Origin of the sequence: Thiofilum sp. (genome assembly GCF_016711335.1) — a bacterium.
GTDB lineage: Bacteria > Pseudomonadota > Gammaproteobacteria > Thiotrichales > Thiotrichaceae > Thiofilum.
In genome coordinates, this window is record NZ_JADJTF010000004.1 from 151,402 (window position 1) to 177,174 (window position 25,773).

Consider the following 25,773-nt stretch of genomic DNA (forward strand, 5'->3'; position numbering starts at 1 on the left):
GCCAAGACTGCTCCAGAAATACCCGATAACTTTCACTCAAGTACTTAAGCGTTAGCAGCTTTATCTCAAGGTTCGAGCATTGAATCTTGAGACAATAAATAGTTAAACCAGCACGGGTGCTGTTTCACCCGCTTTTTCAGTTAAGTACATGACAAAGCGATTATTTTTATCAACTAAGATTGCTGTTGGCTCAATACGTTTATCGGAGAGTTCAAAACCCATGATAATAATTTCTTCGCCCTGTTTAATTAAATGAGCCGCCGCTCCATTAACACACACTACTCCAGAGCCACGTTCCCCCCGAATGGTATAAGTTTCTAGCCGTGCGCCAGAGGTATTACTTACCACTAATACCTTTTCGCCAATATCCAAGCCACATTGATCCAGCAAATCTTCGTCAATAGTGATACTCCCCACATAGTCCACATTGGCTTCGGTCACGGTAGCTTTGTGAATTTTAGAACGTAAATACCAACGCATTCCCTTACTCCTCTAAACCTAAATCACGTCTGGCTTGTTGTAACATGACAAAACGAATATAACCCAATTGGCTACGTCCAGTTTTGGCGGCGGCGCGTTCTAATAAATCACTTTCGTATTCATTTAAAGGTAGCGTCATGGCTTTATGCTTTTGGCGGCTGTGCGGGTCTGGAGTTTTGGCAGGTTGGGGCGCTGGTTTTACGGGTATTTCAGCGCCTGCAACAAAACGCTCAATAGCATCGGCACTAGCGGTTTGGGGAGTACGTTTAGTCACCATTAGAATAACTCCTTCATTAAATCCTGAATCTCTTGTTGAGCTTTTTCATTATCCATCTCAATCACACCGCGTCCGAGTCCCATAGAGTCACGGTATACTTTGCGATCATGAATTTTAACCGGTAATAATTTAATACTAGGAAAGTCGGCTAAATAATCCCGTGCCTCAGCCTCCTCTTTAACTGCTGGATTAGTAGGAACCATGGTCAATAAACCATACACAGTTAGAGTAGGATTCAGATCTTTAGCCTGAGTAATGACTTCCTGCATATAGTGCATAGTGTCTAAATCAGGCTGTGAGGGACGAAAGGGAATCAGCAAAATATTCGCCGCGAGCATACCAGTGCGCAGTTCACGACTGTCCCGCCCTGCTGCATCGACAATCACATACTCGTAACGCTTATTTAAATCTAATAAAGTTTCACGAATACCGTCATACTTTTGTACACAATGGACAGGAGGCAAGCTGTGCTCCCCTACCCTATCACCCGCCCAATTCGCAGCGGTACATTGACGATCAGCATCGACCAAAACCACATCTTTACCTGCATGTGCTAAGGCTGCACTAATATTGGCGGCAAGAGTGGATTTACCACAGCCACCTTTTTGACTGCCAATTAATAAAATAGTCATAGCCAATACTCAATTGCTTAATAGTGTGTGGCGTAGTATAACTAAATCAGTGTTTATTGCATACCATTACAGTACTAAAATAATTATTTAAAAGTACTTAATAGGTATCTAAGTGGTATAATCAAAGTACTTCAGCAATAGGATAGTCTATGACCGAGCTAACCCCTACCCCTAGTTTTGAATCTATCCGCCATATGGATGAGGATGGGCATGAATTTTGGTATGCGCGTGATTTGCAACCGCTACTCGCTTATGCCAGTTGGGATAAATTTAAGCGCGTGATTGAAAAGGCGATGCTTGCATGTAGTCAGTCGGGGCAATCAGTACCCGATCATTTTTCCCAAACGGGAAAAATGATTACTTTAGGCAAAGGCGCACAGCGTGAAGTCTTGGATTATTGTTTATCGCGCTATGCCTGCTATTTAATCGTACAAAATGCTGATCCTAGTAAGCCCATTATTGCCCAAGGTCAAACCTATTTTGCCGTGCAAACGCGCCGCCAAGAGTTGGCCGATCAGGCTGATTTTCAGCAATTAACCGAAGACCAAAAGCGCCTCTATCTGCGCCAAGAATTACGCTCGCATAATAAGCAATTAGTTGAAGCGGCTCAGCAAGCAGGTGTTGAGACCGATCTGGATTTCGCGGTATTCCAAAATCACGGCTATCAAGGTCTATACGGTGGTATGAGCGCTAAGGATATTCACGCTCATAAGGGCTTAAAAAAGGGACAAAAGATCTTAGATCATATGGGATCTACTGAGTTAGCAGCTAACCTATTCCGCGCTACCCAAACCGAAGATAAATTGCGTCGTGAGGGTATTCAAGGCAAGGCTCAAGCCAATCAAACTCACTATCAAGTAGGACGTGAAGTGCGCGATACCATCCAGCGCTTAGGTGGAACTATGCCGGAGCATTTGCCTACCCCAGAGGAAAGTATTACTACCCTAGAGCAAAACCAACGCACTCCTCAGCTCAAATTAGAGGATGAATAGTAAGCCAATCTCCTATTCCTGAGCGTAAGTACTTGATTCAAAGTAATCGTGTATTTCCTCCGCAGCCGTTGTGAATACGTCCCTGTACGCTTCAAGGCGGCATTCTTGCCGCCAAGACTGCTCCAGAAACACACGATTACTTTGAGCTAGATTATGTAACAAGGATTTTTGCTATATGGCTTGGAGCTAGACCTAACTCGATGTGCTTCTCACCTAAGCTCTAATTTGGTTCGTAAAAGGTTCTGCTATGTTGAAAGCTATACTCCCTTACTCTCACTCATCATAAATACCGTACCGGTACGCTAGATAAAAGGCTTGGTACAGTATAGGTACGCATCCAGTAAAAGAGCTTAAATAAGGAGTTTGTTAAAATTACTAGAGCAATAATTCGGTTTAAGTTCACTTTTTACTTTACCCTAAGTCATTACATTAGGCAAGAGTAGAGGCTACTATTTTAGTACTTAAAAAGTATCAATTAAGTATTGATAAAGCATTGAAATGGTTATTTTAAGTGTAAATATACTACTGTAGTTAAACTTATTAGGTATTATTTAGGTATATTAAAAATACCTAAAAAGTACTGCTTTAGTAAGAACCAGCTTTATGATAGCTTTGAGAGTTACTTGCCAGTTCACAGTAGAACTAGGCATGATGTTGGTTTTTATATTGAGAGTAGTGGTGCGAATGAAGCGTGTGTTAATCCTGAATGGTCCGAACTTAAATTTATTAGGTCAACGTGAGCCGACCCAGTATGGTCATCAAACCTTAGCCGATGTAGAACAATTATGTCGTGAGACGGGAGCACGTTTAGGCTTGGCAGTAGAGTGCTTGCAAAGTAATCATGAGGGGGTATTGATCGATGCTATTCATGAGGCGGGTAGGGGAGTGAAAGCAGGGCAGGTACTAGGAGTGGTATTTAATGCCGGCGCTTACACTCATACCTCAATTGCGTTGCAAGATGCGATTAAGGGGGCGGAAGTGCCAGTGATTGAGGTGCATATTTCTAATGTGCATGCACGCGAAGCTTTCCGCCATCATTCTTGGATTTCACCCGTGGCGGCAGGCATTGTGGTGGGCTTTGGGGTTGAGGGGTATGTATTAGGTATTGAGGGGCTAGCGCGTAAGCTAGGTTATCAAGCTAGTTAATACTATTAAAGTACTCTTATTGTAGTTTAAGAGTACAATTACAGTACTAAAAATATACTTAAATAGTATATTTACACATTTCTAGTTATATCCTTGCTAGCTAGTAGCTGTTGATAAAGCTTAAAATCACTTTCCATAAAACAACAAAAAATTATTTGCTCAATTGTGGTATTGGGCACAATACTTAGAGTGACATTGATCGCAATATCTGCTGCTTGCTCCGGTGGATAACGATAAATACCTGTGCTAATACATGGAAAGGCAAGAGTTTTAATTTCATGTTGTTGAGCCAGTTCTATTGCATCTACTTCAAGTTTAGTAATATCACCTTGTATAGCTATTAAGCGCTGTGGCATAAACTTTCTCGTTTTTTGAGCAAAAAATAATATTGAGCCTCTTTCATTACACTATTAAGATAATTGAAAATTAATACAGGGGCTTATTATTCATGAATATTATTAATAAAAAACCAAATTTATTAGAAAAGAGCTTATTATTAGCTTGTATTTTAGGTGGAGTTAGTGCTCCAGTATTTAATGTTAGTGCTGACGACACTATCATATACCCTAGTACCATTATGCCTAATTTTACTGAGCTAAATACTGAGCAACAAACACTAGGGTTTTTGCGTTTTGAGGTAGAGTACATGATAAAGGCAATGCCTCTCACCACTGAACGTTTGAAGCAAGTTGCACAGTATTTTAATGCTAACGATGACGATAAAGCGCGAGCCGCTTTAGATAGTGCGGCGATTACTCAAGAGCAAACTACCTTATTATCTCAGTTACCTCAACAACCACAACTACAAGCTAAACTAGATGATTTAGCGACCGAATTAATTTTATTAGCCAGTCTCACTGAAATAGATACCACATTGGGCAAGCAACGCATTGCTAAAGCCAGTGAGTATTTTGAGCAAGCGCTAAAATCGGGTCGGACACCAGAGCGTCTATATGAATATGCACGTTTCTTACAGAGAAATAATAAATCTGAGCAAGCAGAGCCATTTCTAGTAGAGGCTGTGGCTCTGCTGCGTAAGCAAGCTACTTCAGATCCTAATCTTCTCCCCAACTTGATACCCCTATTAGATGAGTTAGGTAGCATTAAGCAGGCTAAGCCTTCTCAAGCAGCAGAAGCATACTCACTCTATGTAGACGCTTTATCTATTAACCGCCGCTTTTTAGCTAAGCATCCTGAATCGGTATCCTCTTTCCCTGTGCTATTCAGTAGTTTGTCTGAGTTGGTACAGGTTGATGCAAGTTATACCAGTAAAGTAGAGGCTTTGTATAAAGAGGTTATTAATGATCTGCGCCCGCTAGTAAACAGTGCACCAGAGGTTTTACCTACCTTAGCACAATTGCTTAATTCGCAATCTGTCATGATTACCCAAAATAATACGACTCATCGTCAGGCTGAGATCGAGGAACTTTATAAGGAAGCGCTTGAAATCTATCGTAAATTAGCCACTACTAAACCGGATGACTATCTGTCTTATGTATCCATGATGTTAGGCAATCTGGGTTTTTTAATTAGCTCAGATAAGACGCGTAAAGAAGAGGCCGAAAAGCTACTACTAGAGGCATTAAGTATCAGCCGTCAATTGTCAGCTACTCATCCAGATGCTTATATCCGTAATGTTTTCCAAAAAATGGATGTGATCAGGCTTTTAGATGGGCTAGGAAGAGTTCATATGAAGTGGAATGAGCCGCAAAAAGCGCGAGCCTATCTACAAGAAGCGTCTGATTTGATACAGCCTTTAGTAAAAACTCAACCTGAGCAATATAAAGAGCAAGCCAAAAACATCCAAGAGGCACTAGCCCAATTCAATTAATTATCCCCATCTTCCGTGTAACAGCTTAGAGTACGGCTGTTACACTTCATCTAAAAATTGCTCGGTACTCTTGACCCTTAATCACTGCATCGACTACTCTGCCCATTCCTATCACTAACGCTGCTAGACATCAGTCCCCTAGCAGATAACTTAAAATCGACTGTGGTTAATGTTTATATGTGAAAATTGTAACGTTCAAATTCCCGCCTCTATTCCTTCTTATCTTTACACAGTGGCGACTCGCCCTAAATTTTATCCTAGACGTTTAAAAGCTAATCACTTTCGTGCTGACGGTCGTATCCAGCATGCTGATGATGCGGGTGGCAGTGGTGCTGAAATAGCTAAGCAATTGCGCGTGTGTCGTAGCTGTTACGATACTTTAAACACTTATTGATCAACATCCCTTTGGGTAGGTAGACATGCCTACCCAAGCTTTCATAAGCATATCTAATTCACTAATTAGTATATTTTTCCATGTATAAGAAAATTTATACCGTCCAAACAGCACGCTTATTACGGATTGCTGATTACCCCGCATACTCACTCTCAATCCTAAGCCCTAAAGATACTGGATATGCTGTTGAATCGTTCCTCTGATTGTAGGAATGACTGTATACAAACCCCGACATAAGTGCTAAATCACCATGCAACCAGCTACACAAACCTATACTCGTCTGCATTTTGATGATTACCTCACAGGAGGCGCTCATAAACTCGCTTATTTAGATTGGGGACTATTACGCGGGGATTTAGCGCCATTGATTGCTCACCATTACAACAAACCCAAGGCTTTAAAGCCTAAACGCCAACTCACTAAGCCCTATCACGACCCACAGTTATTACAAAGCTATAACACACTCTGTCAGCAGCTCATTAATAAATCGGTCATTGCTTTAGAGTTTCCGGGGGGCTTTTACCGTAGCACTTTGCGGTTGTTATTAGATGATGGTAATAGTGTGATCGCCACGCGGCGCTTGGATGCAAGCCGTTCGCGTTATGAAGCGTTAGTATTGCAACGTCTTGCGCGTCATAGTGCGCCTATTCCACAGCTCTATGCTTACAATGGTGTAGTGATGCTGCAAGAGGATTTAGTCGGGCAACGTTTATCCGATGTGCTCTTTAATGCCTCAGAAGCGGAATATCTACAATGGATAGATGCAGCTTTAAATGCGCTCAACCAAGTGCATCTATACGCTGATTACGAACAATTGCATGCGAGTACGCCGATTATTGGGTGCGAACATGAGTGGCTGATTAGCTTAATTGATCGCACTGCGGTACTAGGTCATTACTTTAATCTACCTTGCCCCACCGTACCGGTACAGGCGCTATATCATCAATTGCAATTATTGCATCCGCGTTTTGTCAAATGGGATGCGCGTCCGGGCAATGCTATCTTACACAATGGTCAGGTGAGTTGGTTTGATTGGGAGCATTGCGGTGCACGTATGCCTTGCGATGATATGGTGTGGTTATTGTGTGATGAAACCGTACCCGATTACCCCGAAGCAGAAAATTGCCTAATCGATACATGGCTAGATAATTTTGCCGGAAATGTGCCTAATCAAATTGCTTATGAATATCTAAGAGCTTTTGGGGTACATCATAGCTGTGTACGTTTAACCCGCATTTTGGATGATAAAGGTGGGCAAAGCTGGGCCGAGTATGAAGAGCGCTTAGGCTTAAAGCAGGGCAGGTTAGCACGGATGGCTAAGCGCTTGTGTGTTCGCGCTGCACGCTGGGCTGAACAAAATCCACTGACTAAACCCTTGCAATCATGGCTATTAGAGCTAGCTGATTTAGTGGATAAGTAGTACCGTGCAGGTATTAATAAAGCACTAATTAAGTGGTTTTAAAATACTTTTACAGTGGTAAAACATTCCTAACGTGGTTTGGTTAATTCAGCAAATTAGCTATTTATGCCAGATTGAACTTAATTCACCTATGCTCCCTACGCTCAAATAAACCTGTTCATCAGATACCACTGTGCAATGGGTTAGAGGTGCAGAGCTAAACCATAAGGCAGTGATAACCGCTAAACCTTGCTCAACAAAAATTTCAATAGAATTAGTATCTAAGATCATTTGTAACTGTAGACCCTGAGAAGCAAAAGGTAGAATCGCTACGATGTCTTGCTGGAGTTGCATGGGTAGAGCCAAAGTAGTTTGAGAGTGTCTTTTAAGTACAAGTTGTTGGATCTGAGGTTGGTAAATTAATCTAAGCTCATCGCCCACTAGATTGTATAAACGAAGCTCTAATGCTTGCGGTGTGCTAGGCCAGTCAAATTGATAGTTTAAGCACACTAATGCGGGTAGGGTATGAGTTAAGAGCTGAGAACTTTGGATAATCTGTGGCCCAATAGTTTCAAAGCTACTGATGAGTTTTTGCAGTGCCGGAATAGGTTGTTGAGTTAAATAAAATTGCTGCTGCTGACGTATTAATTTGAGTTGACGAGGAAAGGTTAAAGAGCCGAGCCAAGGTGAGGTCGGTAACTGAAGTGCGTAATGCCAATTATTAAGCCATGCGATACTGATACATGATTGATCACTAGGTATGTTAGACCAGCTTTGACCCGCGTAGCAATCGGGTCCCCAATCATTCCAATGCACCTCAGCCAAATTAGCGCACCGAAACTGATAACCATCAAAATCACCCACTAAATAAAACGTACCATAACCACCATTAGGTGCTCCCGCTTGTACACCTATTTGCAATACCCAACGCTTTTCAGTTGCTCCCTCAACCGCCAAATAGACTAAATCAGGCATTTCCAATGCACCAAATGCTTGCCAACTAGGATCAGTAAGTTCCTGTTGTAATTGCCATTGGATTAAATTAGTCGAGGTATAAAGCCCGATCTGATGACCTTCTGCTAATACCATGACCCAATGGTGCTTAGGCTCAAACCAAAATACTTTAGGATCACGATAATCTGGGCTATTCGTTTTAGTAAGCACGGGATTATGTGCATACTCTTGCCAAGTAGCCCCTGCATCAAGGCTATAAGCTAGGCTTTGTACCTGCCCTTGAGCGGAGGCATGAGTAAATAGGGCAACTATGGCCGGATGGTCACTTTCAGGTGATTGAAAACCTGCACTATTCGTATGATCCACTACCGCAGAGCCAGAAAAGACTAGCCCTAAAGTGGGGTGAGGATAAAGCGCTAATGCCTGATGTTCCCAATGGAGTAAATCTTGGCTAGTGGCATGTCCCCAATGTAAGGCTCCGCGCCCTTGATCAGGCTTATATTGGTAAAATAAATGGTAAATGCCTTGATACCATACTAAGCCATTAGGATCATTCATCCAGTCACTCGGTACAGAAAAATGCAATTGAGGGCGATAAGGCTCGCCATACCGAGTGATTGGCTCAGTCATCGTCGAAGTTATCCTCAAAGCTTAAGACTTTAAAAGGGATGCACCACAGGAAGCACGCACAATTAGCTCAAATGGCTCGCAATAATGTTTACGTTCTAAGCGTTTTTTACCAGTGAGCTGTTCATTTAAGAGCATCATCGCTAGCTGACCATGTTTAGCAGGATCTGAGCGAATAGTCGTTAAGGGGGGATTAGCAAAAGCGGCTAGGGGAATATCATCATAACCCACTAAGGCAATATCATCGGGAATACGCAACTTAGCTTCACGCAGTGCTTTCATAGCACCAAAGGCTAGGGTGTCATTACCAGCAAAAAGTGCGGTAAAGGGAATTTGACGCTGGAGAATTTGCTGCATGGCTTTATAACCACTGTCAGCGCTTAGATCACCATAGGCGACTAATTCAGCTAATGGCTCAATGCCCTGAGCCGTTAAAGTATCACGCCATCCACGATAACGATTATTCGCGGCTAAAAACTCACTGGAAGCAAAACCAATATGAGCAATACGCTTATGCCCTAAGGAGATCAAGTGCTGCATCGCTACACACGCTGCTGCATAAGTATCATTGCCTAAGGTAACATAAGCCTCTAATTCCGGTTCCCCTGTGCCTAATACTACTAAGGGAATATTAGCATCGGCTAATAGCATTAAATGCTGATGTTCTTCATGACGCGGATTACATACGATCAAGCCATCAATATGCCGCCCCTTGATTAAGTTGACAAAGCTCCCCGGCTCACGTCCCTCATCTTCGGTGGATTCAATTAAGAGTTTTAACCCTAAGCGGTGACAAGCCTCATTAACACTCGCCACCAACTGCGCCAAAAATACATCAACATATAAATGACTGAGCTTAGGTATGACTAATCCAATCGTAGCGGTACTGCCTCGCGCTAACATTTGCGCCGCTACATTTGGCGTATAGCCCAAAGCGGCGGCAGCATTCAGTACTTTTTGGCGTGTTGCCTCACTAATCGCCATACCTTCACGATTATTTAAGACAAATGACACTGTAGTACGAGAGACTCCCGCTAATTTAGCTACATCGCTACTGGTAGCGGCTTGAGTAACGGTTGGATTAGGTATTACATTCATTGTAGGAAAGGGGGTAAATAATCACGATGCGCTAATAATAACTCATCCACCATAGCACGTATCTGTTGCAGATCCAAAACAGCCGCAGTATGAGGATCGAGCATCGCTGCATGATATACATGCTCACGATTTTCAGTGGCTAGCGCCTCTACTACTAATTCCTGCACACTGATATTAGTACGCATCAATGCAGCTAATTGCACAGGCAAATTGCCCACACGAGTGGGTTGTACCCCATTACGATCAACTAAACAGGCGACTTCAACTGCACACCCTTGGGGTAAATTATCAATCAGATGCTGGTTCAAGACATTGCCATGAATGACGCGTGGCTGCCCTGTGACCATTGAATGAATGATTGAGCTACCAAACTCCACTGAACGTCTGACCTCATGTAAGCCATCTAACATATGGGTTGCATTAGTAATTTCACGTTTCATCACATGAATATTGGCTGCTTGTAGTTCGGCTAATAAGGTGGCGGATTGCTGTGAATTAGGCTGCTTAAGCTCTTTTTCAATATAAGGCCACGCATGTTCAAATACTTGACAGCGCCCTAAATATTCATCGAGTGGAATATTATATTTTTTGAGTAAATCCTCGCGCCCTTGCTTAATAAACCAAGGCACATATTCACTAAAATGCTCGCTCGATTCGGTAGCAAAGTAACCCAATTGATGCATCATTTCATAACGTACTCTATTCCAGTCAGGCATAGTGCCATTGTGGTAGATGTCTTTTAAGCGTGGATAGAGATCTTGACCTTCGTGCTCAAACTTGAGGAAAAATGCCATATGATTAATGCCAGCACATTCAAAGACAATTTCGTCCTCTGGAATACCTAGATCAGTGGCTAATTCATGACGAGTATGTTGCACGCTATGACAAAGACCAACGGTAGGAACCCGCTTGGCAGCTTTATTTAAGGCCCATGTAATCATCGCCATAGGATTGACGTAATTGAGATGAAGGGCATTAGGAGCACATAGCTCATCCATATCCTGCTGCATCGCTTGCATGACCGGAATAGTGCGCAAAGCCCGCATAATACCGCCAATACCTAAGGTATCGCCAATCGTTTGCTCTAAGCCATAGCGTTTAGGAATTTCAAAATCACGTATAGTCCCCGGACGATACCCGCCCACTTGAATGGTATTAATGACAAACTGTGCACCCTCTATAGCAGCGCGTCGATGGGTGGTTGCCGTGATGGTAGGTTGTGCCTGTACTGCTTCTGCCACACGCTTTGCCACCATAGTTGAGAGCTGCAAACGGTGCTCATCTATATCATGTAGGGCGATTTCAGCCTGAGCGAGTTCTGGAAATGATAAAATATCGCCCAATAAATTGCGGGTAAACACCGTACTACCCGCACCTATTAAAGTAATTTTCACAGTGGTCTAATCCTTTTGCTAATGATTAGCATAACTCGCCATCGTTTTTTAGAGAGTATTAGCGGCGCACAATAATGAGCTTGTGCGCCACTAATCATAATGATTAATCGCTCATTACTGACCTAGAGCATTGATTTTGGCATTAGCTTCTTTTAGCGCTGTTGCGGCATCCACTTTGCCAATAAAAATAGATTCTAATGAGGTTTTCATCAGGTCATCTACTTGTGAGCCATTATCAGCAATCGGGGCTAAGAAAGTTTTTTCCTTAGACATAGTAATGAAAGCGGAGGAGTCAATACCTCCGGCTTTGTGAGCTTCCATCGCTTTTTCAGCCATGCCTTTAATGGCTGGGAATACTACTCCTTTAGCCGCGACTGTAGCTTGACACTCAGCAGAGCCTAGGTATTTTACCCACTTCCATGCTTCTTCTTGCACTTTAGAGCCAACCCAAATGGAGTCCGCTAGACCATTAAACATGGTAGCCCTTTGACCATTCGGGCCTTTAGGTAAGGGAACCCATGCAGTAGGAAATTTAGCATTATCTTTAAAATAACTAATCATCCATGAGCCTTGAGGTACCATCGCTGCTTTGCCCCCTACAAACATAGCATCAGGACCTAATGATTTAGTTTGTTCATAAGGAGCAGATACCCCTTTATCCGGTAAACCCGCTAAATAACTAATAGTTTCAACCAGTTTAGGATCATCGTAATAATATTTATTGTCCCAAACCTTATCGTGAAACTTAAAGCCATTAGAAACCGCTAGATAGCTCCACTCGGTTTGACCCATCATGCCACCACCGCCCGGAGTCTGGAAACCATAGACTTTAACTTTGGATTTATCAAACTTGTCACTGCTAGCATTATTGCCAGCCTCATCTAAAGTGAGCTTACGAATGGTTTGCTCAAAAGAGCCACCATCTTTAGGATTCCACTCCATAGTTTGTAATTCTTCTAGGCTAACGCCTGCTTGTTTTGCAATGTCCATATTGACAATAAATGCAATTGTATCCCAGTCTTTGGGTAGACCATATTGCTTACCGTCTCGTCCCCATACTTCATACAGTCCAGCCTCATATTGATCACTGGCGACCTGATCACGAGCAATGAGCGGTGCTAGATCAACCAGTTGTTCACTTTTGGCAAATTCAGGGTATTTAGCTAAGTGATTAGTAAACACATCGGGTGCAGTGCCTGATACAAACCCTGTTGAAATCGCAGTCCAATAATCGTTCCATCCTGCCTGAGTGATTTTAATGCTAATGTCGGGATTTTTAGCTTGAAAATCAGTAGCGCACTGTTGATAAGCAGGTAATTGATTAGAGTCCCATAACATATATTTGACCTCAGCGGCCTGTACCCATTGGCAACTAGCTAATGCTAAGGTAGTAGTGATTAAGTATTTGAGTTTCATCAGTATCTCCTCCAGAGTAGAAATGCGGTGCAAACAAGTGTGTCAAAACATCAATAGCAATGAATTTACTTACTCCCACTAAATTGAATCGATTCCACGACATTGCGGCCAAAGACAACGAGCAGACCAATAGTGGGTAAAACAGAAATAGCGGTAGCAGCCATTAAACCCGTCCAATCAGGTTGCCCCTGAGGGGTTTGGGATTTAAAGCCTTGTAAGGCAACAGTGAGTACTTGGTGGGATTCATCTTTGGCGACTAAATAAGGCCATAAAAACTCATTCCACATATTAATCCCAATCAAAGTAGCAATGGTGATGAGCGGAGTAATGCTCAGAGGTATAGCGATACGATAGAAAATATAGAAATGGGATGCGCCCTCAATATAAGCGGCTTCCTCTAGTTCTTTGGGCAGAGCTAGAAAAAATTGGCGCAAAAAGAACACTGAAAACCCCTGCATAAGACAAAAGGGTGCGACCATGCCCATCGTAGTATTGAGCCATCCTAGGTCACGAATCAGAATAAAATTGGGAATAAAAGTAACAACCCCCGGAATCATCATTGAGGCTACAAATAAACCAAAAATAAGCGTATTCCCCGGAAATCTTAAACGTGCAAACGCATAAGCGGCTGCGGCTGCGCTCATAGTTTGCATCACGACAATAATGCCAGTGAAAATAACGGAGTTAAGCATCGCTAGAGAAAAGTTAACTTTAGCGCCAGAGCCACCCGCTTTTAAGCTTTCTTCGGTGCTTAATAGCCCTAATACGCGTTCAAAATTAATGAGGGTGGGATTAGTTGGCCACCATGCAGTAGAGTGATGAAATACCTCACTGCTAGGCATTAATGCGGTTTTGAGCATGACCCAGAGCGGTGTGACGGTAACTATTAAAATTACTGCCAAAATTAACCAGCAAATGATACGAAACCAATTTAAGCGTTCAAATACACTCATAGGGTTGTTCCTTAGGCTAAATCACTTTCTGAGGCTCGCATTAAGCGCATTTGGATCAGGGTATACAGCACCATCACTAAGCACAGTGCCATAGACATCGCCGAGGCATAGCCCATTTTGTAAAAGCTAAAGGCATTTTGAATAATGTAATGGACGATCACATTGGTACTGTCATAAGGTCCGCCTGCACTGGTAACAGCAACGGTATCGAAAATCTGAAATGATCCCGTCACACTGGTCACTAATACAAATACCATCACTGGGCGTAATAGAGGCAAAGTAATATGCTTAAACATTTGCCATTCACTAGCGCCTTCAATAGCCGCCGCTTCGTATAAATAACGTGGAATATTCTGTAAGCCCGCTAAAAATAAAATCGCTACTAGCCCCATATGTCGCCAAATATTAATCCCGGCAATAGTGGCTAATGCTTGCGAAGGGCTACCTAAAAAAGCTTGTCGATCAAAACCTAAAGAAGTGATAACTGAATTCACTATGCCTAGTATGGGGTCTAGCATCCATAACCAAATCAGCGCGACTAACACATTAGAGAGTAAATAAGGCAATAAAATAACTGAGCGCACTATAATAGAACGTGTTAGCCGATCCATAGCTACCGCTAGAAATAAACCGAGTGCTGTTTGTAGAGGAATATTTAACAGTACGTAGTAAAAAGAGAACTTCATACCATTCCAAAAGCGCCCGTCATTCCACATCTGAATATAATTATCTAAGCCAATAAAACGTGGAGCGCGTAGCATATTCCAATCCGTAAAACTTAACTCAAAAGCACGAATTAATGGTATGGCATAAAATAAAGAGAAACCAATTAAGGCAGGCAAAATCAGCGCATAACCCGTAAAGGTTTCAGTACGTCGCTCACGACTAAACGGTTGCCATAAAAATGACACAGCAGACAGTGTTTTCAAAGGCGTAGTCCTCTTAGCGTTTTAACACGAGTTAGTAACTCGTGTTAGTTGTAGTGTAAGAGATCACTAAGTCTTTGTGCAAGTGTTTTATTTAATATTATTAGGCAACTATAAAATCAGTTCGCTTCAGGAAATCTTTAGGGTGAGTAGGAAAGTAGGTGACTGCATACTATAGCCACTATAGTAATAGGTTCAGTTATATAGTGGTACTTTTACAATACTACCATATAACTGAAATTATAGTTTATCAGTACTGTTAAAGTACTGAATTGATAAAGCTCAGCTATTCATAGTACCAAAGGCTATATCTGCTGATTTGATTTCTGTCCTATCAAAACTAAAGCCTTTGAGCGCAGATAAATCATAATCCTCAGTAGAGTAGTTAAAAGCGACTACCCCCTGACCTAATTGCCTTAAACGCAATCCTTCTGGTAATCGTACTGTGGTTAAACCTAATTCATTACATAAAGGTTCTAATAACTGCATATAGCCCACTAAATCTAACCATGCACCACAATAAATAACTCGGTTTTGTCGAGCGGCTATGGGTTCATTTTTTAGAGTGCTTAATAAAATATTGGCTTCATCGGGTAGAATTAAATATTCACACCAATTTTTAATAAACCCTCCTTGTAATAACTCTTCCGTATAAGCAGGTGACAAGCTTTCTACTTGAGCAACCTTTACATTAATGAATTCGGGGCAATCAGGAGGTAATTGGTTGGGAATGTGGAAATGTGGCGTTTTTGATCCAGTACGTGCCCCTAATATGACTAAACCTTTAGTGGTTTTTAAGGCTTCCTTTAAAATTTCTGTCCAATACATTAAACCCGGAACCAGTACTAATGAATAAGCACTAAAATCAGTGGTACTAGGTGGGCAAATATCCACTGATAAACCTAAACGCCTTAAAGCCCGATATTGCTCAAACACTAAACGGAAATAGCTAAAGGTTTTACCCTGAGGTTGTGTGGTCCAAGCCCAATCCGACTCATAATCAAATACTAAAGCGACGGGTGCGGGCTGAGTACTAAAATCAGGATACTGCTTTAATTCTTGGGCTAATTGATGAACTTCGGCTAAAGCTACACTCGGTTCACTATCAGGGCGTAGTAACCCGGCATGCATTTGCTCTTGAGCAAAAGGAGCTTGACGCCAGCGAAAATAAGAAACCACCTCAGCGCCGTGTGCAATAGCCTCCCAACCCCATAATCGCACCATGCCAGCCAAAGGCACTGGATTAAAGGGCGCCCAATTCACAGGGCCGGGTTGCTGTTCCATTACCCACCAGCGCCCTTTGCCAACAGCACGGTATAAATCATGGTGAAAAGCTTGAAAATCGGGATCACCTTGGCGCATAAACGCCAGCTTCCACTCAACTGGGTCTTCCGAGCGGTCTTCCAAAAAACCTAAGGGATAACTATCCCAACTAGCGGCTTCTAAATCATTACCCACTTTAAAATGATCAAAATCAGTGGTACGCCCCATATAGTTATGTAGCAAAGGAGTGTTTTGATCAAACTCACGAAGTGCTTTGACCATAGCTTGATTGAATGCGACCACTTGATCAGACGCATAACGTCTGAAATCGAGCCAATGACTAGGATTAGCCTCGGTTACAGTGAGGTTAGGGAGATCAATTTCAGCAAAATCAGCGTACTCCATAGACCAAAAAACATTCCCCCAAGCTTGGTTGAGTGCCTCAATAGTGGAATAGCGTGTTGCTAACCATGCTCTAAATCCAACTAAAGCCGCAGCCGAGTAAGAGAGGGTGGTATCATGACAACTATATTCATTATCAATTTGCCAAAAGCCTAAATAGGGATTTCCCGCATAGCGCTCAGCCAATATACCCGTAATGCGAGCGGCTTCTTCACGATAGCCTTTATGCGAAAAATCATAATGCCGTCTTGAACCAAAGTTACGTACTCGCCCTGTTTGATCTACTGGCAACATATCGGGGTATTTGTCCAGTATCCAGCGGGGTGGTGTAGCAGTAGGAGTGCCTAGGATAATCTTTAAACCCGCTTGACCTAATATAGCAATAGCTCGATCTAGCCATGCAAAATTAAATTGATTAGGTTTAGGCTCAAGACGACTCCATGCAAATTCGCCAATGCGTACCCATTGCAAACCAGCCTCCACCATGCGTCGTGCATCATCAGCCCACTGTGCTTCAGGCCAATGCTCAGGGTAATAGCACACACCTAGACTGGGTTTCATGGGCTTCATACTTTTACCTCCGGCTCAGGTAAACCCGCAATAGATAGTGGATAGGCTAATATGGCTCCGGCTTGCGGTTGTTGACTCAATTCATCAGCACTCAAATCACCAATCGCACTGCTAATGAATAAAGTCTGGTAGTGAGATCCGCCAAATGTAGGACAGGTAGGGCGTGAAACTGGGAATTTAATGATCTGATCGATCTTGCCCTCAGGGGTATAGCGTACCACTCTAGAGCCATTCCACTGTGCGTTCCACATAAATCCTTGGCTATCAATCACCGCACCATCAGGCTCTATAGAAGTGCCCGATAGGTCTACCCACAAACTAGGCTCACCTATAGGCCAACCTGCTGCATCTAAAGTCCAACGATAAATATGCGCCAATTTAGAGTCAGCAAAATAAGCACAATCACCACAGGGCGAAAAACAAATCGCATTAGGGATGGAAATATTAGCTCTAAGCTGTACGACTTCACCCTGATAGTAGCGATAAATAGCCCCTGCTTTGTCTTGAGCTTGTTTGCCCATAGTACTAATCCAAAAGCCACCTTGACGATCAGCACGTCCATCATTAGAGCGTGTCATGGGGTTAGTTGCTTCTAAGTCTGCTAGCTTTTCAAGCTCACTATTAAAAGTGCTTAAGCGCCATAAGCCAGTTTCAGAGGCGAGTAATAAGCCACCGTTTTGTAATTTTGCAGCCGCTGAAAAATACTCACTCAATGAACGCTCTTGCACTGAACGAGTCGCCAGATCACAGCAATAGAAACGTTGGGCTAAAATATCAAACCAATACAGAGTATCTTCTGTACCTAATGTGCCTTCACCTAATTGGCAATGGCAGTCCTGAAAAACAGTCACACTCATAGGCTGCCTCGCGCTTGGTCATAGGCTTGAACTAATAAAGCCGCTTTTTGTTTAACAGTATCCAAGCTATCGCTGGGACGGTATAAAGCGGTTCCTATACCAAAGCCCGTAATACCTGCTCTCAGCCAGTCTGAAAAATCAGATGCATCCACCCCGCCGACAGCGAAACATTGAGCCTCTGGAGGCAGTACCGCTTTTAAAGCTTTCAAGCCGCTCAAACCTAGTAAAGACGCTGGAAAAAACTTTAAGCCATTAGCCCCCGCTTGTAAGGCAGCAAAACATTCGGTAGCCGTAAAGACTCCGGGCAAACTGACCATATTAAGCTCACGGGTACGAGTAATAATAGCGGGATCACAATTGGGCGATACTATTAAGCGCCCACCTAGTTGTTGGATATGTTCCACTTGCTCTAGGGTCAATACCGTACCTGCGCCAATTAAGGCTTGTGAGCCAAAAGCTTTTGCAAGCAACTCAATACTTTTAAACGGTTCAGGAGAGTTTAGGGGGACTTCAATTTGGGTAATACCCGCTGCTATTAAACACTCGCCCACTGCTAGTACTTCATTGGGCTGTATACCGCGTAGAATGGCTATTAGTTGCCGCATAAACCTAACTCCTGATAAGCCCGATATAAGCCCGTCTGCACTAATGTCTCGCCCTCAAAAATAGTCGCCTTAACCCCTAAAAGGCTTAGGCTATGGGCATAAAGTTGCACTAGGGTACTGTTGCCAATAAGCGCATAAGGTAAATCAACCTGTATAAAACCTTGTTCCTGCATGGCTGCCATTTCTAACGCTAATAAATAAGCAGAAAGCTTAGTACGTAAAGTCTCCGCTTTGGTGTCCAGTAATAAATGCTCAGCGCGTAAACTAAAAAGTTGATAACTCAGTTGCGCTGGTTGTGCTAAAGCACTTAAAAAAGCAGCATCAAAAGCCTCAGCCGCCCATGTTTGCGTAGTGACAGAGTGGCGCAGCATCGATTGCTCAGAAAGCAGTTGAAATAATTCTCCCGTCATACAGGTATGAAACGCTTGAATCACACCTTCTTGTAACCTTACCCACTTAGAATGAGTGCCGGGCAAAATGACCACGCCGTCAAAATCAGGTTGTTGCGTCAATAGGCCTATGACCTGCGTTTCTTCACCGCGCATGACATCGGGTGGATTAAGTTGTTTTAAGCCGGAAAGAATATAGACCTGAATACGAGGGTCTTGTGTGACAATAAAGGTTGATTGTGCCTGCTTTGCCCAAGACCAAGGTACGTTTAAATATTTGGCTTCTTGCCAACCTTGGCGCGAACCTGCCATACCCGCAATTAATACCGGAATAGCTTGGTGATTCACTAACCAAGGCTCGATCAGGTTTAAAAGCGTTGTTTCGTACTCATGACTCTGTAGGGTATTGGCTCCCTGTGGGCTTTGTTTGGTCTCTAGTACTTTGCCTTGAGCATCCATAGCCCATACGCGCAAACAAGAAGAGCCCCAATCCACTGCAATCCAAGTCATAGTAGGTATTGAGGTACTCATCCTGTCACCACTACACCGCCATCGACCACTAGCGCTTGCCCCGTCATGGCTCGTGAAGCCTCGGAAGCTAAAAATAGGGTAGGGGCAATCATGTCCTCAGGCTGTAATACTGTTTTCAAGCATTGCTTATTAATATGCTCATCTAAAGCCTCTGGCGTGACCCATAATTCTTTTTGCCGCTCAGTCATTACCCAGCCGGGGAGTAGTGCATTAACACGAATATTATCTATGCCTAATTCACGCGCTAAACCGCGAGTTAAACCGACAATGCCTGCCTTAGCTGCTACATAAGCAGGGTATCCCGCGTTACCCATCAGGTAAGAAATAGAGGATAGATTAATGATAGAGCCACCCCCCGCTGCTTTCATACCTTGAGCTACCCATTTCGCAGTAAAAAAGTGGGGGCGCAGATTAATATTGAGTGACTGATCCCAATCGGCTACAGAATAGTCTTGCAAACTATGACGATTATCAACCGCTGCATTATTAATCAGTACGTTAATCGTACCGTGAGCCTCAACCGCTTGTTGCATTGCTGCCTTTAGAGCCTCAATATCTATAATGTCGCATAGCATAAATAAGGGTCTTATCCCGTATTTAGCTTCCATGAGATTACAAAACTCGCTCGCATCCGTGCGCTGTACAAAAGCGACTTTAGCGCCTTGTTGTAAAAAACCTTCGGTCAAAGCAGCTCCAATGCCTGAGCCACCCCCCGTAATAAATACGCTCGCTCCACGCAAATCGGCAAAGGTACTAGCAGGAGTACCCGAAGAAAGGTGAGTAGTCATAAAACCTCCTAGTCCAACACATTAGTGCGATTCACGGGTGACTTCACTGCCACTACGTCCTACCAAAAAGTCTAAATCCGCGCCAGTATCGGCCTGCATGACATGATCGATATAGAGTTTGTAATAGCCGCGCGTAAAGGGAAGGGCGGGTGGTTGCCAATGAGCTAAGCGTTGCTGTAACTCGTCGTCACTAATTAATAAATTCAGCTCGCCGTTCAATACATCTATGCGAATCCGATCTCCGGTCTGAACTATCCCCAAGGGGCCACCCGCTTGAGTTTCCGGCGTAACATGTAAAATCACCGTGCCAAATGCAGTGCCCGACATACGTGCATCCGAGATACGCACCATATCGCGCACGCCTTGTTCAACTAATTTACGCGGAATGGGCATATTGCCCACCTCTGCCATGCCCGGATAGCCTTTAGGGCCACAGCCCTTGAGTAGTAAAATTGTATTGGCATCTACAGGCAAATCAGGGCGGTCAATATTAGCTTTCAGGTCTTCAATACTGTCAAAAACATAGGCTTCAGCTTCATGCTGTAATAGATGTTCACTCGCAGCGGACGGTTTAATAATGGCTCCGCGTGGCGCAATATTACCTCTGAGCACTCGAATCCCCGCCGCAGTACGCAAAGGCTTATCTAGGGGGCGAATCACTTCGGGATTAAAGTTTTCTGCCTCTTGCCAATAAGTGCTAATCGCTTTGCCCATGACGCTTTGAGCATCACCTTGCAATAAATGTTGAATACTATGAAGTAGGGCTGGAATCCCTCCGGCATAGCAAAAGTCTTCCATTAGATATTGACCTGAGGGCATACAATTCACTAGACACGGCACATCAGCGCCATAGGTACTAAAGTCATCTAGAGTTAAGGGCACTCCTACTCGTCCTGCAATTGCCAGTAAATGTACGACTGCATTAGTGGAGCCACCAATAGCGGCATTAGTAACAATGGCATTTTCAAAGGCTGCACGAGTCAGTACCTTACTTAAGCGCAGATCTTCTTGGACCATTGCCACAATGCGTTTTCCGGTCATGTGGGCTAAGGCCATACGCCGCGCATCGACGGCGGGTAGTGCTGCATTATGCGGTAGACTTAAACCCATAGCCTCGACCAATGACGCCATCGTTGAAGCAGTACCCATCGTCATACAGACCCCCGGACTGCGTGACATACCGCTTTCAGCCGCCATAAAGTCAGACATCGACATGTCACCCGCCCGTACCGCCTCGGAAAATTTCCATACATCTGTACCAGAGCCAATATCTTTGCCGCGCCATTTACCATTCAACATCGGTCCTGATGACACAACAATAGTGGGTAAATCCACCGAAGCTGCGCCCATCAGTTGCCCCGGCGTAGTTTTATCGCAGCCACCCAGCAATACCACGCCATCCATGCCATAAGCACGAATCGACTCCTCAACATCCATTGAAAGCAAATTACGATACAACATGGCGGTGGGGCGAATTTGAGTTTCCCCTAAAGACATCACCGGAAATTCAACCGGAAATCCTCCAGCCTCCCAAACCCCGCGTTTAACACCCTCGGCTAGAGTACGTAAATGGCTATTACAGGGCGTTAATTCTGACCAAGTATTGCAAATACCAATCACCGGACGACCATCAAAGGCATGATCAGGGAAACCCTGATTTTTCATCCAAGAGCGATGAATAAAACTATCTTTATCCGTTTTGCCATACCAGTGGCGACTACGTAATACGGGTTTATTCGTGTTATCAGTACTCATATTGTTATACTCGCCAAGCTGTTAGTGCTTTTAAAGAGGCAGCATGACTTAAATAGATTATGTTTTAGATTGAATAGCTGTTGCATTTATTTAACTGCTCCTAGGGTCAAGCCAGCAATAAAATGTTTTTGCATTAAAAAGAACATAGCTACTGGAGGAAGCGCAGCTATGATAGAACCAGCCGATACTAAATGCCATTGTGCAATCCATTGTCCATTTAAGGATTTTAATCCTCCAGTCACTGGCATAGCATTATCACCTTGTACCAAAACAGTAGCCCAAAAATAGTCATTCCATACAAAAGTAAAAATTAATACCGATAAGGCTGCAATTGCAGGTCGTACTAAGGGTAAAACTACATACCAGAAAATTTTAAATTCGCTGACTCCCTCTACCCGTGCGGACTCAATTAAATCAAAGGGGAGTGCTTTAATAAAGTTGCGCATAAATAAAGTACAAAATCCAGCTTGAAAAGCTGCATGAAATAAAACTAAGCCTGTAATAGTATCGTATAATCCTGTTTTAACTGAAAAATCACGTACCGGAACCATTAGGATTTGAAAGGGGACAAAATTACCCGCCACAAATAAAAAGAACAGTAATACACTGTATTTAAATTTATAAATGGCTAAGGCATAGCCCGTCATGCAGCTTATACCTACAGCAATAATCACAGTAGGAATAGTGATTTTAAATGAGTTTAAAATATAATGAGCAATAGGGGAGTTATTAAAAACGGCTGAATAGTTTTCCAATAAATTAAAGCTAGTCGGCCATCCCCAGTAATTACCCGCAGTAATATCGCCCGGATCACGAATAGAAGTCAGTAGCACGGCTACTAAGGGCAATAACCAAATAATTAATACTATAGGCAGTGATAATTTATAAATCCACTGCGCTTGAGGTGATAAGCTTTCAATAGGGCGTGGAAACATAGCTTGCTACTCCTATAGGATTATTTTTCTTGCTGGTACATACGCCAGAGAAAAAAGGAGATATAAACCATCATTATTAAAAACAGTACTACAGCAATAGCGGCTCCATAACCCATACGATAGCCATATTCTGAAAGGGCTGTTTCATACATGTAATAGGCTAATACTCTAGATGACCCATAAGGTCCACCTTGAGTCATAATTGAAATCAGATCAAAAGAACGTAATGCTCCAATAACTGTTACCACTATTGCAATAAAAGTAGCGGGACGTAGCTGAGGTAAAATGACATGCCAAAGCATTCTAAATCCTTTAGCACCATCTAAGCGTGCTGCTTCGATTTGCTCAGGAGCAACATTATTTAAACCGGTTAAATATAAAATCATACAATAAGCGATTTGGGGCCAAAGCCCAGCGGCAATAATGCCGTAAGTGACATAACGCTCGTCCGCTAAGATGGCAGGTGGTTTGCCACCGAAAGTGTGATAAATCACAGCTAAAATACCGTTACTAGGGTCATAGAACCACGCAAACACTAGCCCTACTACCACTTGACTAATCACAAAAGGAAAAAAGAATAAGGACTTATACAGCCTAATACCAAAAACCGTTTGATTTAAAAATAAAGCAATTGCTAACCCTACTGGAATAGCTAGCATGTATAAGATTAACCAAATTAAATTATTCTTTAATGAGGTATAGAACGCATCGTCTTGCCAAAGCTCACTATAATTCGCCAAGCCAATATACTTAGCTGCTGTTAAACCATCCCATTCGTAAAAACTAATAAGAATCGATTGAAAAATGGGTAAAATAACATATAGCAAAAACATAGCTAATCCGGGCAGTAAAAAAAGCCACGGAGTGAGTAGCAAGCGATTACGTTGCCAAAAGGTTTTTTGAGTATTAGCAGATGAAGTCATATCAATTTCTACTCCAAAAGTAGAAAGCATTTAATGCTTTCTACTATTAATACAACTATAAGGCTAATTTCCTTGTTTACTATTGACCCTCTCTTGTACTTTATCAAGCTGCTTAAGAATCGCTTCGCGGCGCTCTGGTTTAATCATATATTCTTGAAACCCATCCATGCCTGCTTTGGCCATTTCAGCATCGGCATCACGATCATAGAATTGCCCTAAATATTTAGTTTTAGATAGCATCTCAAAACCTGCTTTTATAAAGGGATCATCATCGACACTGGCATTTTTATTAATAGGCAATTGACCTAGTGTTTTATTAACCGAGGTTTGTATATCAGGAGTGGCTAAAAAGGCTAAGAATTTACGTGCATCTTCTTTATTTTTAGCTTTGGAAGAAATATGGAAGGTATCGGTGGGCGCATCTTCGGCCTTTTCAATATTAGGGGTAATTTCAGGGAATTGGAAAAAACCTAATTGATCATTAGTTAAACCCGCTTCTTTCAAAGGAGCAACCGCAAAATTACCCATAATATACATAGCCGCCTTACCTTGCACCATAGGGGCTAAAGCTTCTTGCCATGTAAAAGTAGCATGATTTTCTAAGAAATAGCCGGGCTTTACTAATTGATCCCAATGATCAAAGGTTTTTTGAATTTGTGGATCGGTGTATTTGATTTTTCCGGCGGTTAAATCCTTATGTACTTGATAACCATTAACCCGCATATTGATATAATCGAATACTCCACCCGTCGTCCAAGTTTGTTTAGTTCCAATAGCAATAGGTGTAATACCATTCTCTTTGAGTTTGGCGCAGGCTGCTAAAAACTCATCCCATTTAGTAGGAACGGCAATACCATGCTTTTCAAATAGGTCTTTACGATAATAGATACCCCATTGATAATAAGTATAAGGTACACCCCATTTCTTACCGTCAATAGTCATAGCATCGGCAGCCGAAGCCATAGAATCATTTAAGCCTTCTTTTTCCCAAAGATCAGTCACATCTTCAACTAATCCGGCTTTAACAAACGGAGCCATGCGATTAGCCGCATACCAAGAAAATACATCGGGTGGATTGGCTGTTAAGAAGTTACGTATCGAGGTTTTATAGCCTTCATGGTCAAAGATATTCCATTTCACTTTAATATCAGGATTAGCCGCTTCAAATTTTTGTATGACTTCTTCAAAAGCTTTTTTAGGTGCGGGATCTGAGCCATCGTAGTTGATCACTAATTCACCTGCCCACGCGGGGATGCTCATTAGAGCAGTAATAGCAACCGTCAATGAAAGTTTTTTCAGTGTACTTAACATGTGATGTCCTCCTAGTGTTTTAGTTCCAAATAATGGAATTGATTTTTATTATTTGGAATGGTTAAATTAATATGCAAAAATGATTTCCATGTCAAGCAGAGAATTTCTTTATGGTGGCGCACAAAAAAGAAATACAAACCGGAACACTAGGCAAAGCATTAGCACTGCTAGACCTGATTGCTACTAGCCCTGAACCCTTGCGTTTTATTGATTTATTACATCTATCCGGTCAGCCGCGCGGCACTTTGCATCGCCAACTTAGCCATCTTTTAGAAGAGGGCTTAATTGCTCTCAATGATGAAACAGGCACTTATGAGTTAGGAATAAGGCTGTTAAATTGGGCAGCGCTCACTTGGTCGCGCAGTAGTTTGCGCCAAGTAGCCGAGCCTTTTTTGAAGAGTTTACATGACCGAACTAATGAGACCGTGCACTTGGCGGTACTGCGAGGAGAGCGTGTGGTGTATCTAGATAAGGTCGAGAGTCGCCAAGCAGTGCGTATGCATTCGCAGATTGGCAATACTTCGCCCGTCTATTGCACGGGCGTGGGCAAGGCGATGTTATCGGTTTTGGATGATAAAAACTTAGATGATCTGACTAAACGCATTGAGTTTAAGCGCTATACCGAACATACCCTCGCTCATGCTTCTGCATTGGTGTCGGAAGTTAATCAGATCCGTGCTCAAGGTTATGCAGAAGATCGTGAGGAGCATGAAGTAGGAATTCGTTGTGTAGCCGCTCCCATTATTTCAGCGAAAGGGCAACTACAGGGCGGTATTTCAGTCACTGCTCCAGTATTTAGGCTACAAGTAGGGCAGCTCGAACAATGGCAGATTTGGGTAAAAGAAACCGCTCAAGCGATTAGCGCTCAGCTAGCTACACGTATGGGACCTTATGCCTAGAAGATAAATCAGGCTTTTTGACTAGG

Annotated in this window: 25 protein-coding genes; 6 read left to right on the top strand and 19 right to left on the bottom strand. The window is 42.9% G+C overall.

The features are described from left to right. Positions 1 to 102 precede the first annotated feature (102 nt). Genes panD through IPL34_RS19870 form a run of 3 tightly spaced genes read right to left on the bottom strand, consistent with a single transcriptional unit; the run spans position 103 to position 1,389 of the window. Positions 103 to 480 (bottom strand): aspartate 1-decarboxylase, encoded by a 378-nt coding sequence (gene panD, locus IPL34_RS19860; RefSeq protein WP_296843268.1) that lies wholly within the window; start codon positions 478 to 480, stop codon positions 103 to 105. Positions 481 to 484: 4 nt separating this feature from the next. After that, a complete protein-coding gene (locus tag IPL34_RS19865; protein ID WP_296843269.1) occupies positions 485 to 757 on the bottom strand; it encodes a hypothetical protein in 273 nt (90 codons plus the stop codon). Continuing rightward, the gene (locus IPL34_RS19870; protein ID WP_296843270.1) at positions 757 to 1,389 is read right to left on the bottom strand and encodes an AAA family ATPase; all 633 of its coding nucleotides are present in this window, start codon (positions 1,387 to 1,389) and stop codon (positions 757 to 759) included. The genes IPL34_RS19865 and IPL34_RS19870 overlap by 1 nt, the downstream gene beginning before the upstream one ends. Positions 1,390 to 1,538: 149 nt before the next feature. Between IPL34_RS19870 and dinD the strand changes: the two genes are divergently transcribed. Beyond that, complete coding sequence (dinD, locus tag IPL34_RS19875) at positions 1,539 to 2,381, top strand: DNA damage-inducible protein D (protein WP_296843271.1); 843 nt, start codon at positions 1,539 to 1,541, stop codon at positions 2,379 to 2,381. Between the two features lie 684 nt (positions 2,382 to 3,065). Then, positions 3,066 to 3,527 carry a type II 3-dehydroquinate dehydratase gene (aroQ, locus tag IPL34_RS19880; RefSeq protein ID WP_296843272.1) on the top strand — a complete coding sequence of 154 codons (462 nt, stop codon included), beginning with the start codon at positions 3,066 to 3,068 and terminating at the stop codon, positions 3,525 to 3,527. Between the two features lie 71 nt (positions 3,528 to 3,598). On the opposite strand, the gene IPL34_RS19885 is transcribed toward aroQ, so the two are convergent. Continuing rightward, positions 3,599 to 3,883, bottom strand: a complete 285-nt coding sequence (locus tag IPL34_RS19885) for a macro domain-containing protein (protein ID WP_296843273.1) — start codon at positions 3,881 to 3,883, stop codon at positions 3,599 to 3,601. Positions 3,884 to 3,975: 92 nt separating this feature from the next. On the opposite strand from IPL34_RS19885, the gene IPL34_RS19890 reads away from it, so the two are divergent. From IPL34_RS19890 to IPL34_RS19900, 3 genes are all read left to right on the top strand, one after another. Beyond that, positions 3,976 to 5,358, top strand: a complete 1,383-nt coding sequence (locus tag IPL34_RS19890; protein WP_296843274.1) for a hypothetical protein — start codon at positions 3,976 to 3,978, stop codon at positions 5,356 to 5,358. A gap of 169 nt (positions 5,359 to 5,527) precedes the next feature. Next, the gene (locus IPL34_RS19895; RefSeq protein ID WP_296843275.1) at positions 5,528 to 5,752 is read left to right on the top strand and encodes a hypothetical protein; all 225 of its coding nucleotides are present in this window, start codon (positions 5,528 to 5,530) and stop codon (positions 5,750 to 5,752) included. A 250-nt stretch (positions 5,753 to 6,002) separates the two neighbouring features. Next, positions 6,003 to 7,172 (top strand): hypothetical protein, encoded by a 1,170-nt coding sequence (locus tag IPL34_RS19900; RefSeq protein WP_296843276.1) that lies wholly within the window; start codon positions 6,003 to 6,005, stop codon positions 7,170 to 7,172. A 99-nt stretch (positions 7,173 to 7,271) separates the two neighbouring features. Here the strand turns inward: IPL34_RS19900 and IPL34_RS19905 are convergent, their stop codons facing one another. From IPL34_RS19905 to IPL34_RS19975, 15 genes are all read right to left on the bottom strand, one after another. Continuing rightward, positions 7,272 to 8,735: a glycoside hydrolase family 32 protein gene (locus IPL34_RS19905; protein ID WP_296843277.1), complete on the bottom strand. Its 1,464-nt coding sequence runs from the start codon at positions 8,733 to 8,735 to the stop codon at positions 7,272 to 7,274. 21 nt (positions 8,736 to 8,756) lie between these two features. Continuing rightward, the gene (locus IPL34_RS19910; RefSeq protein ID WP_296843278.1) at positions 8,757 to 9,830 is read right to left on the bottom strand and encodes a LacI family DNA-binding transcriptional regulator; all 1,074 of its coding nucleotides are present in this window, start codon (positions 9,828 to 9,830) and stop codon (positions 8,757 to 8,759) included. Continuing rightward, positions 9,827 to 11,224 carry an alpha-glucosidase/alpha-galactosidase gene (locus tag IPL34_RS19915; RefSeq protein ID WP_296843279.1) on the bottom strand — a complete coding sequence of 466 codons (1,398 nt, stop codon included), beginning with the start codon at positions 11,222 to 11,224 and terminating at the stop codon, positions 9,827 to 9,829. The genes IPL34_RS19910 and IPL34_RS19915 overlap by 4 nt, the downstream gene beginning before the upstream one ends. Positions 11,225 to 11,338: 114 nt before the next feature. Next, positions 11,339 to 12,640 (bottom strand): sugar ABC transporter substrate-binding protein, encoded by a 1,302-nt coding sequence (locus tag IPL34_RS19920; protein WP_296843280.1) that lies wholly within the window; start codon positions 12,638 to 12,640, stop codon positions 11,339 to 11,341. Positions 12,641 to 12,705: 65 nt separating this feature from the next. Next, a complete protein-coding gene (locus tag IPL34_RS19925; protein WP_296843281.1) occupies positions 12,706 to 13,593 on the bottom strand; it encodes a carbohydrate ABC transporter permease in 888 nt (295 codons plus the stop codon). An 11-nt stretch (positions 13,594 to 13,604) separates the two neighbouring features. After that, on the bottom strand, positions 13,605 to 14,522 hold the full coding sequence (locus IPL34_RS19930; protein ID WP_296843282.1) for a carbohydrate ABC transporter permease: 918 nt from the start codon (positions 14,520 to 14,522) through the stop codon (positions 13,605 to 13,607). A gap of 279 nt (positions 14,523 to 14,801) precedes the next feature. Continuing rightward, entirely contained in the window at positions 14,802 to 16,745 is a 1,944-nt protein-coding gene (locus IPL34_RS19935) for a beta-galactosidase (protein WP_296843283.1), read from the bottom strand. A 5-nt stretch (positions 16,746 to 16,750) separates the two neighbouring features. Beyond that, positions 16,751 to 17,611: an SMP-30/gluconolactonase/LRE family protein gene (locus IPL34_RS19940; protein WP_296843284.1), complete on the bottom strand. Its 861-nt coding sequence runs from the start codon at positions 17,609 to 17,611 to the stop codon at positions 16,751 to 16,753. Further along, complete coding sequence (locus tag IPL34_RS19945; protein WP_296843285.1) at positions 17,608 to 18,216, bottom strand: 2-dehydro-3-deoxy-6-phosphogalactonate aldolase; 609 nt, start codon at positions 18,214 to 18,216, stop codon at positions 17,608 to 17,610. Before IPL34_RS19945 ends, IPL34_RS19940 begins: the two co-directional genes overlap by 4 nt. Continuing rightward, complete coding sequence (locus IPL34_RS19950) at positions 18,204 to 19,136, bottom strand: 2-dehydro-3-deoxygalactonokinase (RefSeq protein ID WP_296843286.1); 933 nt, start codon at positions 19,134 to 19,136, stop codon at positions 18,204 to 18,206. Before IPL34_RS19950 ends, IPL34_RS19945 begins: the two co-directional genes overlap by 13 nt. Continuing rightward, on the bottom strand, positions 19,133 to 19,924 hold the full coding sequence (locus IPL34_RS19955; protein WP_296843287.1) for an SDR family oxidoreductase: 792 nt from the start codon (positions 19,922 to 19,924) through the stop codon (positions 19,133 to 19,135). Before IPL34_RS19955 ends, IPL34_RS19950 begins: the two co-directional genes overlap by 4 nt. A 21-nt stretch (positions 19,925 to 19,945) precedes the next feature. Then, positions 19,946 to 21,679 carry an IlvD/Edd family dehydratase gene (locus IPL34_RS19960; protein ID WP_296843288.1) on the bottom strand — a complete coding sequence of 578 codons (1,734 nt, stop codon included), beginning with the start codon at positions 21,677 to 21,679 and terminating at the stop codon, positions 19,946 to 19,948. 86 nt (positions 21,680 to 21,765) lie between these two features. After that, positions 21,766 to 22,614 carry a carbohydrate ABC transporter permease gene (locus IPL34_RS19965; protein ID WP_296843289.1) on the bottom strand — a complete coding sequence of 283 codons (849 nt, stop codon included), beginning with the start codon at positions 22,612 to 22,614 and terminating at the stop codon, positions 21,766 to 21,768. Between the two features lie 20 nt (positions 22,615 to 22,634). Then, positions 22,635 to 23,567, bottom strand: a complete 933-nt coding sequence (locus tag IPL34_RS19970) for a carbohydrate ABC transporter permease (RefSeq protein ID WP_296843290.1) — start codon at positions 23,565 to 23,567, stop codon at positions 22,635 to 22,637. 33 nt (positions 23,568 to 23,600) lie between these two features. After that, the gene (locus IPL34_RS19975) at positions 23,601 to 24,848 is read right to left on the bottom strand and encodes an extracellular solute-binding protein (RefSeq protein WP_296843291.1); all 1,248 of its coding nucleotides are present in this window, start codon (positions 24,846 to 24,848) and stop codon (positions 23,601 to 23,603) included. Positions 24,849 to 24,958: 110 nt separating this feature from the next. Between IPL34_RS19975 and IPL34_RS19980 the strand changes: the two genes are divergently transcribed. Then, positions 24,959 to 25,747 (top strand): IclR family transcriptional regulator, encoded by a 789-nt coding sequence (locus IPL34_RS19980; RefSeq protein ID WP_296843292.1) that lies wholly within the window; start codon positions 24,959 to 24,961, stop codon positions 25,745 to 25,747. Positions 25,748 to 25,773: the final 26 nt, after the last annotated feature.

What these genes read in the sequence shown, in the direction of transcription:
- panD (WP_296843268.1), bottom strand. Translation starts at nt 480, where the DNA reads ATGCGTTGGTATTTACGTTCTAAAATTCACAAAGCTACCGTGACCGAA.
- IPL34_RS19865 (WP_296843269.1), bottom strand. Translation starts at nt 757, where the DNA reads ATGGTGACTAAACGTACTCCCCAAACCGCTAGTGCCGATGCTATTGAG.
- IPL34_RS19870 (WP_296843270.1), bottom strand. Translation starts at nt 1,389, where the DNA reads ATGACTATTTTATTAATTGGCAGTCAAAAAGGTGGCTGTGGTAAATCC.
- dinD (WP_296843271.1), top strand. Translation starts at nt 1,539, where the DNA reads ATGACCGAGCTAACCCCTACCCCTAGTTTTGAATCTATCCGCCATATG.
- aroQ (WP_296843272.1), top strand. Translation starts at nt 3,066, where the DNA reads ATGAAGCGTGTGTTAATCCTGAATGGTCCGAACTTAAATTTATTAGGT.
- IPL34_RS19885 (WP_296843273.1), bottom strand. Translation starts at nt 3,883, where the DNA reads ATGCCACAGCGCTTAATAGCTATACAAGGTGATATTACTAAACTTGAA.
- IPL34_RS19890 (WP_296843274.1), top strand. Translation starts at nt 3,976, where the DNA reads ATGAATATTATTAATAAAAAACCAAATTTATTAGAAAAGAGCTTATTA.
- IPL34_RS19895 (WP_296843275.1), top strand. Translation starts at nt 5,528, where the DNA reads ATGTTTATATGTGAAAATTGTAACGTTCAAATTCCCGCCTCTATTCCT.
- IPL34_RS19900 (WP_296843276.1), top strand. Translation starts at nt 6,003, where the DNA reads ATGCAACCAGCTACACAAACCTATACTCGTCTGCATTTTGATGATTAC.
- IPL34_RS19905 (WP_296843277.1), bottom strand. Translation starts at nt 8,735, where the DNA reads ATGACTGAGCCAATCACTCGGTATGGCGAGCCTTATCGCCCTCAATTG.
- IPL34_RS19910 (WP_296843278.1), bottom strand. Translation starts at nt 9,830, where the DNA reads ATGAATGTAATACCTAATCCAACCGTTACTCAAGCCGCTACCAGTAGC.
- IPL34_RS19920 (WP_296843280.1), bottom strand. Translation starts at nt 12,640, where the DNA reads ATGAAACTCAAATACTTAATCACTACTACCTTAGCATTAGCTAGTTGC.
- IPL34_RS19925 (WP_296843281.1), bottom strand. Translation starts at nt 13,593, where the DNA reads ATGAGTGTATTTGAACGCTTAAATTGGTTTCGTATCATTTGCTGGTTA.
- IPL34_RS19935 (WP_296843283.1), bottom strand. Translation starts at nt 16,745, where the DNA reads ATGAAACCCAGTCTAGGTGTGTGCTATTACCCTGAGCATTGGCCTGAA.
- IPL34_RS19940 (WP_296843284.1), bottom strand. Translation starts at nt 17,611, where the DNA reads ATGAGTGTGACTGTTTTTCAGGACTGCCATTGCCAATTAGGTGAAGGC.
- IPL34_RS19945 (WP_296843285.1), bottom strand. Translation starts at nt 18,216, where the DNA reads ATGCGGCAACTAATAGCCATTCTACGCGGTATACAGCCCAATGAAGTA.
- IPL34_RS19950 (WP_296843286.1), bottom strand. Translation starts at nt 19,136, where the DNA reads ATGAGTACCTCAATACCTACTATGACTTGGATTGCAGTGGATTGGGGC.
- IPL34_RS19955 (WP_296843287.1), bottom strand. Translation starts at nt 19,924, where the DNA reads ATGACTACTCACCTTTCTTCGGGTACTCCTGCTAGTACCTTTGCCGAT.
- IPL34_RS19960 (WP_296843288.1), bottom strand. Translation starts at nt 21,679, where the DNA reads ATGAGTACTGATAACACGAATAAACCCGTATTACGTAGTCGCCACTGG.
- IPL34_RS19965 (WP_296843289.1), bottom strand. Translation starts at nt 22,614, where the DNA reads ATGTTTCCACGCCCTATTGAAAGCTTATCACCTCAAGCGCAGTGGATT.
- IPL34_RS19970 (WP_296843290.1), bottom strand. Translation starts at nt 23,567, where the DNA reads ATGCTTTCTACTTTTGGAGTAGAAATTGATATGACTTCATCTGCTAAT.
- IPL34_RS19975 (WP_296843291.1), bottom strand. Translation starts at nt 24,848, where the DNA reads ATGTTAAGTACACTGAAAAAACTTTCATTGACGGTTGCTATTACTGCT.
- IPL34_RS19980 (WP_296843292.1), top strand. Translation starts at nt 24,959, where the DNA reads ATGGTGGCGCACAAAAAAGAAATACAAACCGGAACACTAGGCAAAGCA.